Raw genomic sequence first — 21,110 nt, forward strand, 5'->3', positions numbered from 1 at the left:
AGCTGAACACCCTTCCTAGGAGACAAGAGACATGGCAGCCAACCGGAACCTTCTGGCAGCGGCAGCCGCCTGTGCCGTCGCGGTCGTCGGCATCACGGGCTGCAACGACGACGGCGACAAGGACCCCTTCAAGGGGATGAGCGCCGACAAGATTGCGCAGAAGGCCATCACCGCCTCGAAGGGCGCTGGCTCCTTCAAGGTGTCCGGAACGGGCAACGAGAACGGCAAGGCGGTCAAGGTCGACTTCGCGGTCGCCAAGTCCGAGGACTGCCAGGGCAAGACGCGCTCCGCAGCGGGGGGCACCGGCGAGATCATCGTGTCCGGCGGCACCTCGTACATCAAGGGCGACGACAAGTTCTGGGAGAGCGCCACGCGCGGCTCCTCCATGGGCGACAAGGTCAAGGGCCGCTGGATGAAGCTGCCCGAGGGCCAGAAGAACAAGACGTGCGACAAGGACGTGATGTTCGAGTCCACGAAGCTCAAGGGCCTCAAGCGTGAGAAGGACGCCGAGGTCGACGGCGAGAAGGCGGCCGTCCTCTCCCGGGCCGAGAACGGCAAGATCGTCACGTACTACGTCGCCATGGACGGCAAGCCGTACTTCCTGCGGATCGACAAGAAGGACAGCGATGGCCCGGCCAAGATGACCTTCACCGACTACGGGTCCACCGTCACGGTCAAGGCCCCGCCGGCCGACCAGGTCGTCGAGCAGAAGGACCTGATGGGTTCCTGACCGTCACCAGTGGCGCCCGTCACAGGCGCCAGGAGCGGCGGCCACTCGCGCAACGGCGACGGACGAACCCGCCTCGCCCCCGATGTCAGTGGCCGCCGCTAGCCTCTCTGACGTGTCTCCTCGCCTCACCGACCCCGAGCAGCTCAAAGAGCTCCTCGGCATCCCGTTCACCCCGGAGCAGACGGCCTGCATCACCGCGCCGCCCGCCCCGCAGGTGATCGTGGCCGGAGCCGGGTCGGGGAAGACGACGGTGATGGCCGCGCGCGTGGTGTGGCTGGTCGGCACCGGGCAGGTCGCCCCGGAGCAGGTGCTCGGCCTGACGTTCACGAACAAGGCGGCGGGCGAGCTCGCCGAGCGGGTGCGCAAGGCACTGATCAAGGCGGGCGTCACCGACCCGGAGACCGTGGACCCGGACAACCCTCCGGGCGAGCCGGTCATCTCCACGTACCACGCGTTCGCGGGCCGCCTCCTCACCGACCACGGCCTGCGCATCGGCCTGGAGCCCACCGCCCGCCTCCTCGCCGACGCCACCCGCTTCCAGCTCGCCGCCCGCGTCCTGCGCGAGGCCCCCGGCCCGTATCCCGCGCTGACCCGCTCCTTCCCCGACCTCGTCAGCGACCTGCTGACGCTCGACGGCGAGCTGGCCGAGCACCTGGTGGCACCCGACCGCCTCCGGGCGCACGACGTGGAGCTGCTCCGCACCCTGGCGGGCGCCAAGCTCACCAACGCCGACCTGCGCAAGGTCCCCGAGACGGCCACCGCCCGTCTCCAGCTCGCCGAACTCGTCGACCGGTACCGCGCGGCGAAGCGCACCCGCGACCTCCTCGACTTCGGCGACCAGATCGCCCACTCCGCGACCCTCGCCCGCACCCGCCCGGAGGTCGGCGAGATCCTGCGCGAGGAGTTCCGCGTCGTCCTCCTCGACGAGTACCAGGACACGTCGGTGGCCCAACGCGTCCTCCTCGCGGGCCTGTTCGGCGGCGGCACCGGCCATCCCGTGACGGCGGTCGGCGACCCCTGCCAGGCGATCTACGGCTGGCGCGGCGCCTCCGTGGCCAACCTCGACGACTTCCCCGACCACTTCGCGCACGCCGACGGCCGCCCCGCCGCGCGCCACGCCCTCAGCGAGAACCGCCGCAGCGGCGGCCGCCTCCTCGATCTCGCCAACGGCCTGGCGGCGCCGCTGCGCGCCCTGCACGCGGGCGTGGAGGCCCTGCGGCCCGCCCCGGGCGCCGAGCGCGACGGCAGCGTGCGCTGCGCCCTGCTGCGCACCCACAGCGAGGAGATCGACTGGATCGCCGACTCCCTCGCCCACCTCGTCGCCACCGGCAAGGCCCCGGGGGAGATCGCCGTCCTGTGCCGCACGGCCGGCGACTTCGCCGAGATCCAGGGCGCCCTCGTCGCCCGCGACATCCCCGTCGAGGTCGTCGGCCTGTCCGGCCTGCTGCACCTGCCCGAGGTCGCCGACCTCGTCGCCGTCTGTGAGGTCCTCCAGGACCCGGGCGCCAACGCCTCCCTGGTGCGGCTCCTGACCGGCCCCCGCTGGCGGATCGGCCCGCGCGACCTCGCGCTCCTGGGCCGCCGCGCCCGCCTCCTCGTGCGGCACAGCGCGCCCGACGGCCCCGAGGACGCCGACCGGCGCCTCGCCGAGGCCGTCGAGGGCGTCGACCCGTCCGAGGTGATATCGCTCGCGGACGCGCTAGACACGTTCCTGGAGACCCCAGGCGACGGCTCCGGGGAGGACGGGCTGCCGTTCTCCGCCGAGGCCCGGGTGCGGTTCGCACGCCTCGCCACCGAACTGCGCGACCTGCGCCGCTCCCTGGCCGACCCGCTCCTCGACGTCCTGCACCGGGTGCTCGCCGTCACCGGCCTGGAGGTCGAGCTCTCCGCGTCCCCGCACGCCCTGGCCGCCCGCCGCCGCGAGACCCTGTCGAACTTCCTGGACATCGCCGCGTCCTTCGCCGCCAACGACCCCTCGGCCTCCCTGCTCGCCTTCCTGGGCTTCCTGCGCACCGCCGCCCAGTACGAGAAGGGCCTCGACAACGCCCTGCCCGGCGGCGAGAACACCGTCAAGGTCCTCACCGCCCACAAGTCCAAGGGCCTGGAGTGGGACGTCGTCGCCGTGCCCGGCCTGGTCACCGGCACGTTCCCGAGCACGCAGGGCCGCGAGAAGTGGACGGCCCAGGCCAAGGTCGTCCCGCACGCCCTGCGCGGGGACGCCGACACTCTCCCCGACGTCGGCGCGTGGGACGCCAAGGGCATGAAGGCCTTCCACGCCGAGATGAAGGACCACCAGCACACCGAGGAACTGCGCCTCGGGTACGTGACGTTCACCCGCCCCCGCAGCCTCCTGCTCGGCTCGGGCCACTGGTGGGGCCCCACCCAGAAGAAGCCCCGCGGCCCGTCCGACTTCCTCACGGCCCTGTACGACCACTGCGTGGCGGGCCACGGCGAGATCGAGGCCTGGGCGGACGAGCCGGACGAGGACGAGGAGAACCCGGCGCTGCACGAGAAGACGGCCGACCACGCCTGGCCGCTGCCGCTCGACGCAGCCTCCCTGACCCGCCGCCGCGCCGCCGCGGACACCGTCCTCGCCCACCTGGACCGCCTCACGACCGACGACGCCCGCTCCCACGAGGAGCCCCATCCCGCCGCGGGCGGCCCCGTCTCCGCGTACGCCGCCGAGCCCCCGGAGTACGCGACGGACCCGGACTGGCCGCCCCCGCCGGACGACGACGAGCTCGACGTCTACGAGGGCGATGTCTACGAAGGCGACGTCTACGGAGACGCTGCCTACGAAGACAGCAGAGAAGTCCCCCAGGAGACCGTCGCCGAGGACCCCTCCGAGTGGGACTCCTGGTCCACCGAGCGCCCGACGTCCCCGCAGCACCCGACCCCCACGGAGCGCCCGACCTCCCCGCAGCACCCAACGTCCACACAGCACCCGACGCCCACACAGCACCCAACCCCGCCGCACCCGAGGCACACCACATCGGACGAGACGGCCCCCGCCAGGGACGCCATCCCGCACGCCCGCACCCCCCGGACGCCCCCGCGCCTCACCCCGGAGGAATCCCGCACCCTCGCCTCCTGGGACCGCGACCTGGACGCCCTCACCGGCGAGCTCCTTCGGGCCCGCGAGAGCGTCCGCGACGTCCTCCTGCCGACCACGCTCACCGCCTCCCAGCTCCTTCGTCTCGCCGGTGACCCGGACGGCCTCGCGCAGGAGCTCGCGCGGCCCATGCCCCGGCCGCCGCAGCCCGGGGCCCGCCGCGGCACCCGCTTCCATGCCTGGGTGGAGGCACGCTTCGAGGAGCTGCGGCTGCCCATGCTCGGCCCGGACGAGCTGCCGGGCGGCGGCCCCGGCGAGGCGGAGATCGCGGACGAGCGCGACCTGGAGACGCTCAAGGAGGCCTTCGAGCGCACCGAGTACGCCCGTCGCACCCCCCACCGCGTCGAGTACCCCTTCCAGATCGCCCTCGCGGGCCGCGTCATCCGCGGCCGCATGGACGCCGTCTACAAGAACGGCGACGGTGACGACACCACGTACGAGATCCTCGACTGGAAGACCGGCCACACCCAGGACGCCGACCCCCTCCAGCTAGCCGTCTACCGCGTCGCCTGGGCCGAGCAGCACGGCGTGCCGCCCGAGTCCGTGGGGGCCGCGTTCCTCTACGTACGCAGCGGCGAGACCGTCCGCCCGACGGATCTGCCGGGCCGGGCCGAGCTGGAGCGGATGCTGCTCGGCGAGGCCGCCGCGGCCGCCGGACAGCGGGGTGACCGGCCGCCCGACCGGAGCACCCCCGCGGGCCGATAGGCTCGTGACCATGAGCAAGACCGTCAACAGCTCTGACAGTGTCGTCAGCGCCGTCCGCGCGTACCTGGACGACCACCGAGCCGCCTTCCTCGACGACCTCGCCGAGTGGCTGCGCGTCCCGTCCGTGTCGGCACAGCCCGACCACGCGCCCGACGTGCGCCGCAGCGCCGACTGGCTCGCCGCGCGGCTCACCTCGACCGGCTTCCCGACGGTCGAGGTGTGGGAGACGGCGGGCGCCCCCGCGGTGTTCGCCGAGTGGCCGTCCGGAGACCCGGACGCGCCCACCGTCCTCGTCTACGGCCACCACGACGTGCAGCCCGCCGCCCTCGAGGACGGCTGGGACAGCGACCCCTTCGAGCCCGTCGTCCGCGACAACCGCCTCTACGCGCGCGGGGCCGCCGACGACAAGGGCCAGGTCTTCTTCCACACCCTCGGCGTCCGCGCCCACCTCGCCGTCACCGGCCGCGGCGCGCCCGCGGTGAACCTGAAGCTGCTCGTCGAGGGCGAGGAGGAGTCCGGGTCCCCGAACTTCCGCGCCCTGGTCGAGGAGCGCGTCGAGCGCCTCGCCGCCGACGCGGTGATCGTCTCCGACACCGGCATGTGGTCCAAGGACACCCCCACGGTGTGCACGGGCATGCGGGGGCTCGCCGAGTGCGAGATCGAGCTTTCGGGGCCCGACCAGGACATCCACTCCGGCTCCTTCGGCGGCGCCGTGCCCAACCCGGCGACGGCCGCCGCCCGCCTCGTGGCCGCCCTGCACGACGAGCACGCGCGCGTGGCGGTGCCCGGCTTCTACGAAGGCATCGTCGAGCTGACCGACCGCGAGCGGGAGCTCTTCGCCGAGCTGCCCTTCGACGAGGCCGAGTGGCTGCGTACGGCGAAGTCGCACGCGCCCTACGGAGAGGCCGGACACAGCACCCTGGAGCGCATCTGGGCCCGCCCGACCGCCGAGGTCAACGGCATCGGCGGCGGCTACCAAGGCCCCGGCGGCAAGACGATCATCCCGTCGAGCGCCTTCCTGAAGCTCTCCTTCCGGCTGGTCGCGGGCCAGGACCCGGAGCACGTCGAGAAGGCCGTCCGCGCGTGGGTGGCCGACCGGCTGCCCGACGGCATCGGGCACACGATCACCTTCAGCGGCGCCACGCGCCCGTGCCTGACGCCGCTGGACCACCCGGCGCTGCAGTCCGTCGTCCGCGCCATGGGCCGCGCCTTCGAGCAGGACATCCGCTTCACCCGGGAGGGCGGCTCGGGACCCGCCGCCGACCTCCAGGACGTCCTCGGGGCGCCCGTGCTGTTCCTCGGCATCTCCATTCCCTCGGACGGCTGGCACGCGCCGAACGAGAAGGTCGAGCTCGACCTGCTCCTCAAGGGCGCGGAGACAAGCGCCTATCTGTGGGGCGACCTCGCGGAGCACTGGCGCGGCGCCCGCTGAACAGGCGAAACGCCTCGCGCACCGCGATGCACACTGAAGAGACCCGCTCGCTGAACCACCCATTCCACCGGGGGAGTTGGAAGCACCAGTGACCACCTGGACCGACCGCGCAGCTGACCGTCCCGTCTCGCTCACCGCGCCGAGCGGCATCGACCGCGCGGCCCACCACCGTCTCGACGAGGCCTGGCTCGCCGCCGCGTGGAGCCACCCGTCGACGCGGGTCTTCGTGGTGTCCGGCGGCCAGGTGCTCATCGACGAGACCCCCGACGGCCGCACGGAACTCGTGATGACCCCGTCGTTCGAGGCGCCCCTCACCGAGGCGCACCGCTACTTCCTGGGGACCGACGACGACGGCGTCAGCTACTTCGCGCTCCAGAAGGACTCGCTGCCCGGGCGCATGGACGCGTCCGCGCGCGCGGCCGGGCTGCGCGAGGCCGGTCTGCTGCTCTCCCCGCGCGACGCGGGCCTGATGGTGCACGCCGTGGCCCTGGAGAACTGGCAGCGCATGCACCGCTTCTGCTCGCGCTGCGGCGAGCGCACCGTCATCGCTGCGGCCGGGCACATCCGCCGCTGTCAGGCCTGTGGAGCCGAGCACTACCCGCGCACCGACCCGGCCGTGATCATGCTGGTGACCGACAGCGAGGACCGGGCGCTCCTCGGCCGCCAGGTGCACTGGCCCGAGGGCCGCTTCTCGACCCTCGCGGGCTTCGTGGAGCCGGGCGAGTCGATCGAGCAGTCCGTGCGCCGCGAGGTCTTCGAGGAGGCGGGCGTCACGGTCGGCGACGTCGAGTACGTCGCGAGCCAGCCCTGGCCGTTCCCCTCCAGCCTGATGCTGGGCTTCATGGCGAACGCCACGTCCTCGGAGATCGACGTCGACGGCGAGGAGATCCACGAGGCGCGCTGGTTCTCCCGCGACGACCTGCGGGCCGCCTTCGAGTCCGGGGAGGTCCTGCCTCCCTACGGCATCTCGATTGCGGCCCGCTTGATCGAGCTCTGGTACGGCAAGCCCCTGCCGAGGCCCGGCACGCTCGGCTGATCCGGGCGCGCCGACCGGCCCGTGGGTCAGGCGGCGAGCTTCTGCTTCACCTGGGCCAGCGAGGGGTTGGTCAGCGTCGAGCCGTCCGGGAAGAGAACGGTGGGAACCGTCTGGTTGCCGCCGTTCGCCTTCTCGACGAAGGCCGCGGAGTCCGGGTCCTGCTCGATGTTGATCTCTTCGTACGTGATGCCCTCGCGGTCCATCTGGCTCTTCAGCCGGCGGCAGTAGCCGCACCACGTGGTGCTGTACATCGTCACAGTGCCCGGCATGTCTCTCGCGCTCCTTAAGGCTCGGGGTGCGTCACCGCACGTCGTGTGCGTAGCCGCACTGAGTCGAACGTACGTGATGCGGTCACCATTCCCGCATTAGTACGACTGCGGGCACCCCCCTGTGGACAACCGGCGCGGCCGCCTCGTGAGACCTGGCAGCATGGCGGGGTGACAGCAGCAACGCACTCCACCCTCTTCCCCCGGGTCCCGGACACGGCCGACGCGGTGCTCGACGGGCTCGACCCGGAGCAGCGCGAGGTCGCCACCGCCCTGCACGGGCCGGTGTGCGTGCTCGCGGGCGCGGGCACGGGCAAGACCCGCGCCATCACGCACCGCATCGCCTACGGAGTGCGGGCCGGGATCCTCCAGCCCAGCAGCGTGCTCGCCGTCACGTTCACCAACCGCGCGGCCGGGGAGATGCGCGGCCGCCTGCGCCAGCTCGGCGCCACCGGCGTCCAGGCACGCACGTTCCACTCCGCCGCCCTGCGCCAGCTCCAGTACTTCTGGCCGAAGGCCGTCGGCGGCTCGCTGCCCCGCCTCGTCGAGCGCAAGGTCCAGCTCGTCGCCGAGGCCGCGGCGGCCTGCCGCGTCCGCCTCGACCGCAACGAACTGCGGGACGTGACCGGCGAGATCGAGTGGTCCAAGGTCACCCAGACCGTCCCCGCGGACTACGCGGCCGTCGCCGCCAAGTCCGGCCGCGACACCCCCCGCGACCCCGCCGAGATCTCCCAGCTCTACGCGGCGTACGAGGCACTCAAGCGCGACCGCGCGGTCATCGACTTCGAGGACGTCCTGCTCCTCGCCGTCGGCATCCTCCAGGACCGCCACGACATCGCCGACCAGGTCCGCTCCCAGTACCAGCACTTCGTGGTCGACGAGTACCAGGACGTGAGCCCCCTCCAGCAGCGCCTCCTGGAGCTGTGGCTCGGCGACCGCGACAACCTCTGCGTCGTCGGCGACGCCAGCCAGACGATCTACTCCTTCACCGGCGCGACCCCCGACCACCTGCTGAACTTCCGCACCCGCCACCCGGGCGCCACGCTCGTCAAGCTCGTCCGGGACTACCGCTCGACGCCCCAGGTCGTCCACCTCGCCAACGGCCTCCTCGCCCAGGCCGTCGGCCGCGCCGCCGACCACCGCCTCGAACTGGTCTCGCAGCGCGAGCGCGGCACCGACCCCGTCTACGCGGAGTACGCGGACGAGCCCGCCGAGGCCGAGGGCGCGGCCCGCCGCATCCGCGCCCTGATCGCCGACGGCGTCCCCGCCGGCGACATCGCGATCCTGTTCCGCACGAACTCCCAGTCGGAGATCTACGAACAGGCCCTGGCCGACCTGGGCATCCCCTATCTGCTGCGCGGGGCGGAGCGCTTCTTCGAGCGCACCGAGGTCCGCGAGGCGGGGGCGGCCCTGCGCGGCGCCGCCCGCTTCGGGGCCAACGACACCCTCCTGGACGACATGGTCGACCTGCCCTCGCAGGTGCGGGCCGTCCTTTCCACCAAGGGCTGGACGACCAAGCCGCCCGCGGGTTCCGGCGCGGTCCGCGACCGCTGGGAGTCCCTGGCCGCCCTGGTGCGCCTCGCGGAGGACTTCGCCGCCGCCCGGCCCGAGGCCACCCTGGCCGACCTCGTGGCCGAGCTGGACGAGCGCGCCGCCGCGCAGCACGCGCCCACCGTGGAGGGCGTCACCCTCGCGTCCCTGCACGCCGCGAAGGGCCTGGAGTGGGACGCCGTGTTCCTGGTCGGCCTGGCCGAGGGCATGATGCCGATCACGTACGCCAAGACCGACGAGCAGGTCGAGGAGGAGCGCAGGCTCCTGTACGTGGGCGTGACCCGCGCCCGCGTCCACCTCTCCCTGTCCTGGGCCCTCTCACGGTCTCCGGGCGGCCGCCCCAATCGCCGGGCCAGCCGCTTCCTCGACGGCCTGCGCCCCGGCTCGGGCACGGCCGCAGGGGCGCGCGCGGCGGGCGGGCCCGGCGGCATCGAGCGCGGAACCGGCCGCGGCAGTGAGCCCGGCGAGGGCGGAGCGCCCCGGGAGCGCCGCCGCGGCAGCCGCAGCCCCGCTCGCTGCCGCGTCTGCGGCCGCACCCTGACCGACGCCGGTGAGATGAAGCTCATGCGGTGTGAGGACTGCCCGTCGGACATGGACGAAGGGCTCTACGAGCGGCTCCTCGAGTGGCGATCGGGCCAGGCGCGGCGCCTGGGACAGCCCCCGTTCTGCGTGTTCACGGACAAAACCTTGATCGCCATCGCGGAGGCCGTGCCGGAGGACGAGGGCGAGCTGGCCCGCATCCCGGGCGTCGTGGTGCGCAAGCTGCGTCACTTCGGTGCCGACGTCCTCGCTATCTGTGCAGGTCAGGAGCTTGCGGAGGACGACGAGGCGAACTGATTCAAACTCGTCGAAAAAATAGTTTGCGCATGCGCAAGGAAGACCCATAGGTTCTTAAGCACGGGAACGGCGGCTTCTCCGAAGCCCTGGTCCCGTGCTGTACTTGTCAGTCCGAGGAACGGTTTCGGCCGCTCCCCTAGACGCCGAGAGGAGGCGATTCCAGTGATCAGCACCAACAAGAGCTTCATCAGCACCGCCAAAATGACCGATCGCTCGGTCGTCGCTTCCTGCCTGCTCGGCTTCTCGAACCAGGGCACCGGTCTGTCCGTCGGCAATGCCGCTCTGTCTCTCGGCACCGCCGCCGTGCGTCCGGCCGCCCCCGCCCTGCCTCTGTCGGGTCTTGAGATCCGTGAGGGCAATGAGCGACCGACCAAGGCATCGGAAGCAGTAGCGACGGCACAGGCGCAGGCCTATGTCTTCGCGGCAGCCGGTGCCGGATTCCGGAACAAGACGACGCAGCAGCACCAGACGCAGCAGCAGCACCACACGATGTGGGCCTTCCGTGGGCTCGAACCCTGGAGTGATCCAGTCTGATCTCGATCAGACCGGCGCCTTCAGGGCCGCGGAACCCCACCCGGGATCCGCGGCCCTTCTGTTTTCCCCAAAACCGGGAGACAGAGCGAAGGGGCTGAGCAAGACCCGGTACCAGCCGCCAACCGGCCGACCCAGGCCGGCACGACCAGACGAGGAAAACACCACCGTGCAACTCGAAGCGCACGCCCCGTCCGTACCGCCTTCAGACACTCTCCCCCCGCCCGCACCCACGGAGGACCCGACCTTGACTCCCCTCACCGCGCTCACCGCGCTCGACGACGCCATCGAGAACCTCGGCGTACCCGTCCCCTGCCGTGCCTACGACCCGGAGGTCTTCTTCGCCGAGTCCCCGGCCGACGTCGAGTACGCCAAGTCCCTCTGCCGTACCTGCCCGCTGATGGAGGCCTGCCTGGCCGGCGCCAAGGAGCGGCGTGAGCCGTGGGGCGTCTGGGGCGGTGAGCTGTTCGTCCAGGGCGTGGTCGTGGCCCGCAAGCGGCCGCGTGGCCGTCCGCGGAAGAACCCGGTCGTGGCATGAGTACCGCCGGAACGATCGATCGCCCCGTGACGCACGACCCCAAGAAGCAGGCCCCGATGAAGGCACCCACGAGCGAGCCCAGTGGCTCCGCCACCCCAGACTTCACCACCACCGGCGCGACCGGCTCGCGCCAGAACAGGACCCGCGAAATGCAACTCATCCCAGAAGCCCTGGCCCGTGCGCATATGCACGAACGCCTGCGTGAGGCCGAAGAGCACCGCCCGGCCGCGCGCCTGATCGCGGCCCGCCGCATGCAGCGCCGCGCCGAGCGCGCGTCCCTGCGCGCGCGGCGCGCCCTCGCCATCGCGGTCATGCAGTAGTTCCGCGAGCCCGCGAGAACCGCGGCGGCCGTGATATCCACGGCCGCCGCGACAGGCACGACACGCACGGCGGTCCGCGGCGCACGCAGCGCCCGTGGCACACGCACAGCCGAAGCTCCCGGTGAGCTTCACGGCAGTACCCCGCGGGGGCCGGTCCGAACGGACCGGCCCCCGCGGTGCGTTGTGCGCGCCGAACCCCTGGTGGCGGCGATAAGGTCACCGCGTGGACCAGCAGCCTCCTGAACCTGCGGACGCCGGGCACGACGTCAAGAACGACACCGAGAACGTCGTGTGCTCCCGCTGCGGCACGGTCGTCGACGGCCGGCCCCCGACATGGATCTGCTCCGTGGAGAACGGCGCCCGGCACTACTTCTGCGACACCTGCTCCCGGGACAACATCCGGGCGATCGAGGGACGACTCGACTCCGCCTGGTGGTGAGCCGCGCCCGGCGCCCGGTGGTGAGTCGCCCCCGGCCCGGTCGTGGACCCGCCTGCCCGGGGGTCAGCCCTGGTGCGCCGCCACATGGGGCTGGTACCCGAGATCGACGGCTCGCGGCACACCCGCGGCGGGCAGCGCGGCCAGCAGCTCCGGGAGCTGTGGCGGCCACAGCGGCTCGGGGGCGTCGGCCAGTTCCCGCGGTGTCCACCAGCGCCAGCGCAGGATGCCGTCCTCGGCGTGCGCGGCGGCGGCCTCGCGTGTGGGCGCGCGCCGTGGCCCGTGGGCCAGATAGATGTGCTCGTGTTGACGCACCGGCACACCCGCGCGGGTGAAGTCGTGCTCCCACGTGCACAGCAGGGCCCCGGGTCGCACGTCCGTCCAGCCGGTCTCCTCACGCAGCTCGCGCAGCACTCCCTCCCGCGGCGCCTCGTCAGGATCCAGGCCACCGCCGGGCATGGCCCAGTGGACACCCACTTCCTCGTTGTCGTACCCGAAGAGGAAGACCGCGTCGTCCGGGGCGATCACCGCAACCCGCGCCGCGCGACGGGGCGTTCTGCGCACGGTCATGCCTCCGCCACCGCTTCCTCCACGCCGTCGTCCGCCGGGCCGTCCGCCAAGTCGGCCTCCTCCTCGGCCTCCTGAGCGACGAACCCCGGCAGCCACTCCTCCAGTTCCTCCCGCATCCGCACCGTCGCACCCAGCTGACACAGGACCCCGATGGTGCTGAGCGTCACGCGGTGGATCAGGAGGTACGACGGGGGGAGGTTCAGCCGCTTGCCCAACTGGTGGGCGGGGGAGCGGGGGTCGGCCACCCGGGCCGCCTGGCTGCGCATCCAGCCGCGGGTGAAGGTGAACTCCTCCGCCACCGCCGGCTCGATGATCGGCAGCAGATAGTCCAGGACGGCCTCCGGCTCCAGATCGACCGTCTCCTTGACGAAGCCCTCCTCGCACAGCATGTCGTAGACCGCGTCCGCCTCGCCCTCGACGGTCATCCGCAGCGAGTCGCCGATCGTCGGCGGCAGCCCACCGGGCAGCCGGTCCACCGTGCCGAAGTCCAGGACACCGAGCCGCCATTCGCCCTTCTCGCCGGTCAGCAGGCGGAAGTTGCCCGGGTGGGGGTCGGCGTGCAGCAGGCCTGTGCGGGCCGGTCCGGAGAAGAGGAAGCGGGTCAGGAGCTGGCCGGCGCGGTTCTTCTGCTCCTGCGTCCCCTCCGCGATCACCTCCGACAGCGGCACCCCGTCCATCCACTCCGTCACCAGGACCTGCTCGCTCTGGTGCACCACGTCCGGCACCACGACATCAGGGTCGTCCGCGAACTCCTCGGCGTGGGCGCGCTGGGCCTGTGCCTCCAGGCCGTAGTCCAGCTCCTCGGAGACGCGGTCGCGCAGCTCGGCGATGAGCGGCTTGATGTCCATGCCCGGGATCAGGGGGCCGAGGACCCGGGCGAAGCGGCTCAGTTGGTTCAGGTCCGACAGCAGTGCCTCGCCCGCGCCCGGATACTGCACCTTCACCGCGACGGCGCGCCCGTCCTCCCACACCGCCCGGTGCACCTGGCCGATCGAGGCCGCCGCCGCGGGCTTGTCGTCGAACTCCTGGAAGCGCTCGCGCCAGTCCGCGCCGAGCCGCTCCGCGAGCACCGCGTGCACCGTACGCGTCGGCATCGGCGGCGCCGCCTCCTGAAGCTTCGTCAGCGCCGCCCGATAGGGTCCCGCCACCTCTTCCGGGAGCGCCGACTCGAAGACGGACAGCGCCTGCCCGAACTTCATGGCGCCGCCCTTCAGCTCGCCGAGGACCTTGAACAGTTGCTCCGCCGTGCGCTGTTGCAGCTCCCGGCCGACGATCTCCGCCGACTTGCCGCCGATGCGTTTCCCGAGCCCCCAGGTCGCCCGCCCGGCGAAGCCGAGCGGCAGCGCGGCCAGCTTGGCGGTACGGGTGACCGCCTTCCGGGGAAGATCAGACATGCGCCCCTCCAAATCCCAGACAGCCGCGCCCTTTCAGGCGGTTACTCGGCCATTGTCTCGTGCGGCTCCCGATCCACGGAGGTGTGCTCCCCCTTTACTTGCTCACTTGCCCCACAAGGGCACGACCGGTGTGCCCGCGCGGGGTGTCCGCGCCAGTCGAAGCCGGGCGTCGAGGCCTCCCAGCGCACCCCCGCGAGGGCCGGCTCCGCCCCGTCCAGGAAGGCGAGGGCGTGCGCCGCGGCCAGTCCCGCGACCGTCGTCGCGAGGGCCAGGTCGCAGGCCGGGACCTGGCGGCGACGGCCCGAGCGCCACTGGGCCAGCATCCGCGGCCAGGCCGCGTCGGCGTCGGCGCGGTCCAGGGCGAGGCACCCGGCGCAGGCGGTCGTGCCGGGCAGGACCAGCGGGCCGACCAGGCCTGTGCCCTCGATCACCCCGGCGTACAGATGCGGGGTTCCCGCGGCGATCAGGGGCTCGGCGGCGGCCGGGTCGGGGGCGAAGGCGTCCAGGCCGTCGCGCGGGGCGAGGACGACCAGGGACCAGGCGCGCTCACCGTCGCCCCGGTCCTCGGGGTGGCGAGGCGGGCGTCCGGGAGCCGCGCGCCGTGCGGCCGTTCTCGCGGCGGCGTCCCTCCGCTGTCCCACGGAATCCGGCGGCACCCCGCCCGGAGCGACGTCCCACGGCTCGACGCAGCCGCCGTCCATCACGTCGACCTCCCCGATCCCCGCCCCGGACAGGACCGAGGCGACGACCGCTCCCACCCGGCCGCCGCCCTGGACGCGCACGCGGGTGGCCCGGCGCGCGGCCATCGTGCGGATGCCCTGGTTCGGCTCCGGGGTGACGACGGACAGGGCCGCGAGGTCGGGGCGCAGCCGGTCCATGACGTCCGTGCGGGCGCGCAGGGCGTCGGCCGCCGCGCCCCCGCCGGTCGCGTCGTCGAGCAGTCCGGCTCGGGCCAGCCGGTGCAGGAGCCGGTCCACATGGCCTTCCGGCAGTCCTATCCGCTGTCCCTCCGCGCGCAGGAGGGGCAGCCCGCGGGTGCCGTCGAGGAGGGTGAGGAAGCTGCCCGTCGCGGTGTCCACGGGGCCAAGGACCCGGGCGTGCGCCGGCGTCGCCCCGAACTGGACGGTGTTCAGGTCGCGCCAGCCTCGGCGCAGGCTCGGTTTCAGGATCGGATGCATGGTCGGCCCCCCGTCGGTCCGGCCGGACGTCGTGGTCGTCGTCGGTCCGGCCGCTCGATTGCCAGAATGCCCGGCCCGGCCCGGACGTGCGCGCGGTTGTCCACAGGCGGTGAGTACTTGTCGTACTAATGCAGCGCATGGGGAGTGGATCGGGACCGAACCGTCCCGGAGGCGGGACTTCCCCCACGCCAAGCGGGTAACGTCGTCGGCGTGCCCGCCGACCCACTGCATCGCGGAAGCCCACAGCGCAACGCGACCAGCCCGCCGTCATCCGGCTCGGCGGCGAGCGCGGTCGAGGTGCGAAGGAGCGCCCGCCGCCGCAGAACGGTCTCGGCGTACCGCGAGGGCGACCGGACCGTGGTCCTCATCCCCGCCCGGATGTCCGAGGCGGAGGAGCAGCGCTGGGTGGGCGTCATGCTGGACAAGCTGGCGGCACAGGAGAGCAAGCGGGTCCTGGGCGACAGCGAGCTGGCCGAGCGGGCCCAGCGGCTGTCCGAGCAGTTCTTCGAGGGCCGGGCCCGGCCCAGCTCCGTGCGCTGGGTGACGAACCAGAACACCCGATGGGGCTCGTGCACTCCGTCGGAGGGCAGCATCCGGCTCTCCCACCGGCTGCAGGGCATGCCCGAGTACGTGGTGGACTACGTACTCCTCCATGAGCTGGCGCACCTCCTCGTGCCCGGGCACGGGCCCAGGTTCTGGCGCCTCCTGGACGCGTATCCGCGCACCGAGCGGGCCCGGGGCTACCTCGAAGGGGTGGTCGCGGCGGACCGGCTGCCGCACCTTCCGGCCGCCCGCGAGGAGTGAGGGGCGCCTGGTGCGCCGGTTGTGTACCGGGTCTGTACCGACGTCGTCCACTGTCCGACGGAGCGGTTAGCCTGGCGCGACGCAACCACTCGGGATGGGGGACGGTCGTTACGTATGGCCAGGGAATTCCAACGCGGCCACAAGGCCAAGATCAGTGACCTCACCGCGGGGACCGATCTGTACGTAGGCGTGCACATCGCTGCCCCAGGGGTGACCTTCGACATCAGCTGCTTCGGCCTCGACGCGAGCGAGCGGCTGTCGGACGACCGTTACTTCATCTTCTTCAACCAGCCGAAGTCTCCGGAGGAGTCGCTTCAGCTCCTGGGCGCCCAGGCCGGTGACGACGAGTCCTTCCGCGTCACGCTGGACCGGATCCCGCCGCAGATCCAGAAGCTGTCGTTCACCGCGGCCATCGACGGCGCCGGGCAGATGTCGCAGCTCGCCTCCGGGTACATCCGGATCGTGGCCGGCGGCGAGGAAGTGGCCCGGTACTCCTTCAACGGCTCGGAGTTCTCCACCGAGCGCGCCCTGATGCTGGGCGACTTCTATCTGAAGGACGTGTGGCGCTTCGCCGCGATCGGGCAGGGCTTCGACGGTGGCCTCGACGCGCTGATCAGGAACTTCGGCGGCGAGGTCGCCGAGGAGGAGCCCGCGGCCCCCGAGCCGCAGGCCGCCCCCGGCTTCGCGCCGCCCGCCGGTGGTGCCGCCCCCGCCGCCGCGGCGCCGCCCGCGTTCGGCGCGCCCGCCGGTCCCGCCACGCCGTCCCCGGCGCCGGTTCCGGCCCCCGCGCCCGACCCCGCTCCCGCCCAGCACTTCGCGCCCCCGGCCGCCGCCACGCCACCGCCCGCCCCGGCCCCCGCCGACCCCTCGGTGCACGCCGCGCAGACCATCGTCGCGCCGCTCAACCAGCCAGGCGGCGCCGTGCCGCCCCCGCAGGCCCCGGGCCCGTACGGCCAGCAGGGCCAGCCCCAGCCGGGCCAGCCGCCCCAGTTCGGCCAGACGCCGCCCCCGCCGCCGGGCTACGGCCAGCAGCCGTCCGCACCCATGCCGCCCGGCTACGGCCAGCCCTCGGCACCACCCCCGCCCGGCTATGACCAGCAGCAGCCCTCGGCCCCCCTGCCTCCGGGCTACGGCCAGCAGGCCGCCGCGCCCGCGCCGCCCGGCTACGGCCAGCCGCCGCAGGCCCCGATGCCCGGCCAGATCCCCGGCCAGGCCCCGGCCTCGTTCGGCCAGGCCGCCCCCGGCGGAGTCCCGCAGGGCGCACCGCAGGCCGCCGGTGTGGCCGCCGCGCTCCAGAAGTACCGCGAGGCGGCCACAGGACAGCGCTGGACGCAGCAGAACGAGAAGCTGGTCCGTGTCGACCTCGGCGTCGGCGACCAGCCGGTGCTCGCCCGCCAGGGCAGCATGGTCCTGTACCAGGGCAAGGTCGAGTTCGGCTACAAGGGCGCGGGCTTCCAGGGCCGCATCGTCGGCAACGCGACCGGCCAGGAGATGCAGCTCATGCGCTGCTCCGGACGCGGCCAGGTCTTCCTCGCGGAGGAAGGCACGCACCTGCACCCCATCGAGCTCCAGGGCGACGCGATCTGCGTCTCCGCCGAGAACGTCCTCGCCTTCGACGAGTCCCTCCAGCACGAGGTGCGCCGCATCGAGGGCCACGGGATTCCCGGTGGCGCGCTGTTCGTCATGCAGTTCCAGGGGACCGGCACGGTCGTCGTGAAGACGCACGGCATGCCCGTCGTGCTGCCGGTCACGCCGACGACGTTCGCCGACTGCCACGCGGTGGTCGCGTGGTCGGCGGCCGCCCAGGCCATCGTCTCCAGCCAGGTCAGGCTGCGCGGCAACGCCTCCGCGGGCTCCACGGGGGAGAGCGTGAACCTCCAGTTCCGTGGCGCGCCCGGCAATTTCATCGTCGTCCAGCCGTTCGAGGTCTGAGGGAGCCCGTCATGAACCAGCAGCTCGCGGGCTTTGCCCCGGCACCCGTCGCCGCCCGCATGGAGAACCACGGCCATCACATGGTCAAGGTCGCCATGCAGACCGGGAACGACCTCCTCGCGCGCGTGGGGTCGATGGTCGCCTACGAAGGCTTCGTGCAGTACGAGCCGAACCCGCCCGCCGTCCGCCAGATCGCGCGCGACTGGATCACCGGCGAGGGCGCCCCCCTGATGAAGTGCTCCGGAGACGGCCTGCTCTACCTCGCCGACTACGGAGCCGACGTCGTCGTCATCAACCTGGCGGGCGACTCGCTCTCGGTCAACGGCACCAACCTGCTCGCCTTCGACGCGAGCCTCCAGTGGGGCGTCGAGCGGGTCAAGGGCCTGGCGAAGTTCGCCGGGCAGGGCCTGTGGAACATCAAGGTCTCCGGCCAGGGCTGGGTGGCGCTGACCTCCCGGGGCACGCCGATCGTCGTCGACTGCGGCCGCGGCGAGGACGAGACGTACGTGGACCCGGACGCCCTGATCGCCTGGTCGCCGAACCTGAAGGTGAAGGGCAAGCGCAGCTTCAGGGCCGGTTCCCTGATCGGGCGCGGCAGCGGCGAGGCCTACCAGATGGGCTTCTCCGGAGAGGGCATCGTCGTCGTACAGCCCAGTGAGGACAGCACCGACCGCCTCCGGATCCGGAGCTGAGGGGGAGCAACACACCATGCAGAGCTCGCTTTTCGCGCATGCTGAGCAACAGACTCAGGAGCGCTACTCCGTCCAGAACCCGCAGCTCCTGCGGGTCGCCCTCGAAGGTCACGACGACGTGCTCGCCCGCAAGGGCTCGATGGTCGCCTACCAAGGGCTCATCGAGTTCGACGCCGAGTACCAGAGCCGGGGCCAGCAGCGCGCCCGCGCGCACACCGGCGAGGGCCTGGACCTGATGCGCTGCCACGGGCAGGGCACCGTCTACCTGGCGAACCTCGCGCAGTACATCCACCTGGTGGACGTGGACCAGGACGGCCTGACGGTGGACAGCGCCTACGTCCTCGCCATGGACTCGTCCCTCACCCACCAGGTCATCGCCGTGGACAGCCAGTACGGCATCTCCGGCTCCGGGAAGTACCAGCTCAACATCACCGGGCGCGGCAAGGTCGCCCTGATGACGTCGGGCCAGCCGCTGATGCTCCAGGTCACCCCGGACCGGTACGTCAACGCCGACGCGGACGCGATCGTCGCCTGGTCCAACGGGCTGCGGGTGCAGATGCAGGCCCAGACGCACTCCTCGGGCGTGTGGCGGCGCCGCGGCAACACCGGCGAGGGCTGGGAGCTCAGCTTCATGGGGCAGGGCTACGCCCTCGTCCAGCCCAGCGAGATGCTGCCGCCGCAGCACGCCAACATCGGTCAGGGCGCGCGTGCCCAGTTCGGCATGGGGCAGCAGGGTGCCCGGGGGCAGAACCAGGGCAACGTCTGGAACTGAGTGCTTCCCTCCCCGGGAGGGGGGGGACGAGAGCAGGTCGCGGGGAACTGCGGGCCCGTTGTGGCTGGTCGCGCAGTTCCCCGCGCCCCTTTCAGGGGCACGCCGGTTACAGGCGTGCCCTCGTTGCCTCTACGAGGCGCACGACCGACTCGTCCGCCACGTCCGCCACCTCGTCGTACGTGAACCAGCGCAGGTCCAGGGACTCGTCGCTGATCGCCTCGGTCGCGTCCGCCGGGGCCAGGGCGGCGTACTGCACGTCCAGGTGCTGGGTGCACGGGCCGGGGATCGGGTGCCGGTCCAGGCGGACCGGACCGCCCGCCAGGAGCGTCAGACCGGGGATGCCGGACTCCTCCGTCGCCTCCCGCAGCGCGGCCCCGGCCAGCGTCGTGTCGCCCGGCTCGCAGTGGCCGCCCATCTGGAGCCACATCCGCAGCTTCTTGTGCAGCGTGAGCAGCACGCGCCCGCGCACCGGGTCGACGACCAGGGCGCTGGCGGTCACGTGCCCGTCCGTGCAGGCCTTCCAGAGGCCGTCCTCGGGGTGCGCGGACAGGTGGTCCAGGTAGTACTGGCGCAGCTCCTCCTGGGCGGCGTCCCGGTCGTCCCGGCCGTCGTAGGCCTTCAGTACGAGGACCGCGTCGTCGTGCAGGCTCACTTGCTGTCGTCGTCCTTGCCCTCGCCGGAGCCGCCCCCGGCCGGGCCGCCGTCCTCGGCGTCGCCCTTCTTGAGGTCCGGCTTGCCGTCCGCGCCGCCGCTCGCCGCCTCGCCGAGCATCTTGTCCAGCTCGGAGAAGTCCAGCTGCTCGCGGTGCACGAAGCCGTCCGGGTCGTCCAGGTCCGACGCCGTCGGCAGCATGTCCGGGTGGGCCCACAGGCCGTCGCGGCCGTCCACACCGCGCGCGTCCGTGAGCGAGGCCCACAGGCGCGAGGCGTCCCGCAGGCGGCGGGGGCGCAGCTCAAGGCCGATCAGCGTGGCGAAGGTCTGCTCGGCGGGGCCGCCGGTGGCGCGGCGCCTGCGCAGCGTCTCGCGCAGGGCGTCCGCGGACGTCAGGCGGGGCTTGGCCGCCGCGTGCACGACCGCGTCCACCCAGCCCTCGACGAGCGCGAGAGCGGTCTCCAGGCGGGCGAGGGCGGCCTTCTGCTCGGCCGTGTCCTCGGGCTGGAACATGCCCTGCTGGAGCGCTTCCTGCAGCTGCTCCGGGTTCTGCGGGTCGAACTGGCCGACGACGTCCTCCAGCTTGGAGGTGTCGACCTTGATCCCGCGCGCGTAGCCCTCGACCGCGCCGAACAGATGCGAGCGCAGCCACGGCACATGCGCGAAGAGCCGCTGGTGGGCGGCCTCACGCAGGGCCAGATACAGGCGCACCTCCTCCATCGGCACGCCCAGGTCCTTGCCGAACACCTCCACGTTCACCGGCAGGAGCGCCGCCTTGCCCGCGGGGCCGAGCGGCAGGCCGATGTCCGTGGAGCCGACGACCTCGCCCGCGAGGACGCCGACGGCCTGGCCGATCTGCTGGCCGAACATGGCGCCGCCCATGGAGCGCATCATGCCGATCAGCGGGCCCGCCATGGCCTGCATCTCGTCGGGCAGGACGTCGCCCATGGCGAGGCCGACCCGCTCGGCGACCGGGTCGACGAGCTCCTTCCAGGCCGGGAGGGTCGCCTCGACCCACTCGGCGCGGCTCCAGGCGACGGCGCTGCCCGCGCCGGACGGCAGGGACGTCGCGTCGTCCAGCCACAGGTCCGCCAGGCGCACGGCCTCCTCGACCGCGGAGCGCTCGGCGGGGCCGACACTCGCGTCCTTGGTGCCGTCGGCGGTGCCCTGCGAGACGGTCTGGCGGGCGATGTCCTTGGCCATGTCCCAGTTCACGGGACCGCCCTCGTACGAGAGCATCTGGCCGAGCTGCTGGAACGCGGCGCCCAGGTCGTTCGGATTCATCGATCCGAACATCGCGGCGAAGGGGTTGTCACCCCCCGCGCCGCCCGCTCCCAGCGGCCCGAAGCCGAACGGGTTGGCAGGGCCACCGGAACCCTGTCCCCCTCCGGGGGTGTCCTTCTTCTTGCCCTCGTCGCCGTTCTCCGGCTCCTCCGGCGGAAGGCCGAATCCGAATGGGGTGTCACTCACGGGATTCCTCGGCTCGTAAGGCCACCGGATCTTGGGTCCGGCGGCGGCTGCCCGACAACACCACCCAGCGTAGACACCGCGGCGGGTTCGGGCCTCGGTGCTCCGCCGCCTCGGGGGCTGCGGCAGGATGGTGCCACCTGGTACGTACGCGTC

19 protein-coding genes are annotated in these 21,110 nt (G+C 72.7%); 13 read left to right on the forward strand and 6 right to left on the reverse strand.

Annotated elements, in window-relative coordinates:
• Window positions 1–31 precede the first annotated feature (31 nt).
• The 4 genes from ACFVHO_RS20385 to nudC all read left to right on the forward strand — a co-directional run bounded on the left by ACFVHO_RS20385 (window position 32) and on the right by nudC (window position 7,015).
• Window positions 32–730, forward strand: coding sequence for a hypothetical protein (locus ACFVHO_RS20385; protein WP_385716231.1), 699 nt, complete (start codon window positions 32–34; stop codon window positions 728–730).
• A 112-nt stretch (window positions 731–842) separates the two neighbouring features.
• Complete coding sequence (locus tag ACFVHO_RS20390; RefSeq protein WP_385716233.1) at window positions 843–4,547, forward strand: UvrD-helicase domain-containing protein; 3,705 nt, start codon at window positions 843–845, stop codon at window positions 4,545–4,547.
• 10 nt (window positions 4,548–4,557) lie between these two features.
• Entirely contained in the window at window positions 4,558–5,979 is a 1,422-nt protein-coding gene (locus tag ACFVHO_RS20395) for a dipeptidase (RefSeq protein ID WP_385716235.1), read from the forward strand.
• Between the two features lie 88 nt (window positions 5,980–6,067).
• Window positions 6,068–7,015, forward strand: a complete 948-nt coding sequence (nudC, locus tag ACFVHO_RS20400) for an NAD(+) diphosphatase (protein ID WP_385716238.1) — start codon at window positions 6,068–6,070, stop codon at window positions 7,013–7,015.
• A gap of 26 nt (window positions 7,016–7,041) precedes the next feature.
• On the opposite strand, the gene ACFVHO_RS20405 is transcribed toward nudC, so the two are convergent.
• Window positions 7,042–7,284 (reverse strand): mycoredoxin, encoded by a 243-nt coding sequence (locus tag ACFVHO_RS20405; protein ID WP_380857533.1) that lies wholly within the window; start codon window positions 7,282–7,284, stop codon window positions 7,042–7,044.
• An 87-nt stretch (window positions 7,285–7,371) separates the two neighbouring features.
• On the opposite strand from ACFVHO_RS20405, the gene ACFVHO_RS20410 reads away from it, so the two are divergent.
• The 5 genes from ACFVHO_RS20410 to ACFVHO_RS20430 all read left to right on the forward strand — a co-directional run bounded on the left by ACFVHO_RS20410 (window position 7,372) and on the right by ACFVHO_RS20430 (window position 11,497).
• Window positions 7,372–9,669, forward strand: a complete 2,298-nt coding sequence (locus tag ACFVHO_RS20410) for an ATP-dependent DNA helicase UvrD2 (protein ID WP_385716314.1) — start codon at window positions 7,372–7,374, stop codon at window positions 9,667–9,669.
• Between the two features lie 162 nt (window positions 9,670–9,831).
• A complete protein-coding gene (locus tag ACFVHO_RS20415; protein WP_385716241.1) occupies window positions 9,832–10,203 on the forward strand; it encodes a hypothetical protein in 372 nt (123 codons plus the stop codon).
• 166 nt (window positions 10,204–10,369) lie between these two features.
• Window positions 10,370–10,738 carry a WhiB family transcriptional regulator gene (locus ACFVHO_RS20420; protein ID WP_030359819.1) on the forward strand — a complete coding sequence of 123 codons (369 nt, stop codon included), beginning with the start codon at window positions 10,370–10,372 and terminating at the stop codon, window positions 10,736–10,738.
• Window positions 10,735–11,058, forward strand: a complete 324-nt coding sequence (locus ACFVHO_RS20425) for a hypothetical protein (RefSeq protein WP_385716244.1) — start codon at window positions 10,735–10,737, stop codon at window positions 11,056–11,058. Before ACFVHO_RS20420 ends, ACFVHO_RS20425 begins: the two co-directional genes overlap by 4 nt.
• Before the next feature lie 223 nt (window positions 11,059–11,281).
• Entirely contained in the window at window positions 11,282–11,497 is a 216-nt protein-coding gene (locus tag ACFVHO_RS20430; RefSeq protein ID WP_385716246.1) for a hypothetical protein, read from the forward strand.
• Window positions 11,498–11,560: 63 nt separating this feature from the next.
• On the opposite strand, the gene ACFVHO_RS20435 is transcribed toward ACFVHO_RS20430, so the two are convergent.
• Genes ACFVHO_RS20435 through ACFVHO_RS20445 form a run of 3 tightly spaced genes read right to left on the reverse strand, consistent with a single transcriptional unit; the run spans window position 11,561 to window position 14,636 of the window.
• The gene (locus ACFVHO_RS20435) at window positions 11,561–12,064 is read right to left on the reverse strand and encodes an NUDIX hydrolase (RefSeq protein WP_385716248.1); all 504 of its coding nucleotides are present in this window, start codon (window positions 12,062–12,064) and stop codon (window positions 11,561–11,563) included.
• The gene (locus ACFVHO_RS20440) at window positions 12,061–13,458 is read right to left on the reverse strand and encodes an ABC1 kinase family protein (RefSeq protein WP_385716251.1); all 1,398 of its coding nucleotides are present in this window, start codon (window positions 13,456–13,458) and stop codon (window positions 12,061–12,063) included. Before ACFVHO_RS20440 ends, ACFVHO_RS20435 begins: the two co-directional genes overlap by 4 nt.
• A gap of 41 nt (window positions 13,459–13,499) precedes the next feature.
• Window positions 13,500–14,636: a TOMM precursor leader peptide-binding protein gene (locus ACFVHO_RS20445; protein WP_385716253.1), complete on the reverse strand. Its 1,137-nt coding sequence runs from the start codon at window positions 14,634–14,636 to the stop codon at window positions 13,500–13,502.
• Window positions 14,637–14,846: 210 nt separating this feature from the next.
• Between ACFVHO_RS20445 and ACFVHO_RS20450 the strand changes: the two genes are divergently transcribed.
• The 4 genes from ACFVHO_RS20450 to ACFVHO_RS20465 all read left to right on the forward strand — a co-directional run bounded on the left by ACFVHO_RS20450 (window position 14,847) and on the right by ACFVHO_RS20465 (window position 18,836).
• Window positions 14,847–15,440 (forward strand): M48 family metallopeptidase, encoded by a 594-nt coding sequence (locus ACFVHO_RS20450; RefSeq protein ID WP_385716256.1) that lies wholly within the window; start codon window positions 14,847–14,849, stop codon window positions 15,438–15,440.
• Window positions 15,441–15,554: 114 nt separating this feature from the next.
• Complete coding sequence (locus ACFVHO_RS20455; protein WP_385716259.1) at window positions 15,555–17,372, forward strand: TerD family protein; 1,818 nt, start codon at window positions 15,555–15,557, stop codon at window positions 17,370–17,372.
• A gap of 11 nt (window positions 17,373–17,383) precedes the next feature.
• Entirely contained in the window at window positions 17,384–18,064 is a 681-nt protein-coding gene (locus ACFVHO_RS20460) for an AIM24 family protein (protein WP_058849678.1), read from the forward strand.
• 16 nt (window positions 18,065–18,080) lie between these two features.
• Entirely contained in the window at window positions 18,081–18,836 is a 756-nt protein-coding gene (locus ACFVHO_RS20465) for an AIM24 family protein (protein ID WP_385716262.1), read from the forward strand.
• Between the two features lie 106 nt (window positions 18,837–18,942).
• Here the strand turns inward: ACFVHO_RS20465 and ACFVHO_RS20470 are convergent, their stop codons facing one another.
• Together ACFVHO_RS20470 and ACFVHO_RS20475 are read right to left on the reverse strand one after the other, a co-directional pair.
• Entirely contained in the window at window positions 18,943–19,488 is a 546-nt protein-coding gene (locus ACFVHO_RS20470; RefSeq protein WP_385716264.1) for an NUDIX hydrolase, read from the reverse strand.
• Entirely contained in the window at window positions 19,485–20,957 is a 1,473-nt protein-coding gene (locus ACFVHO_RS20475) for a zinc-dependent metalloprotease (RefSeq protein ID WP_385716267.1), read from the reverse strand. The genes ACFVHO_RS20470 and ACFVHO_RS20475 overlap by 4 nt, the downstream gene beginning before the upstream one ends.
• Between the last annotated feature and the right edge of the window lie 153 nt (window positions 20,958–21,110).

The organism is Streptomyces sp. NPDC127108, assembly GCF_042677545.1.
GTDB lineage: Bacteria > Actinomycetota > Actinomycetes > Streptomycetales > Streptomycetaceae > Streptomyces.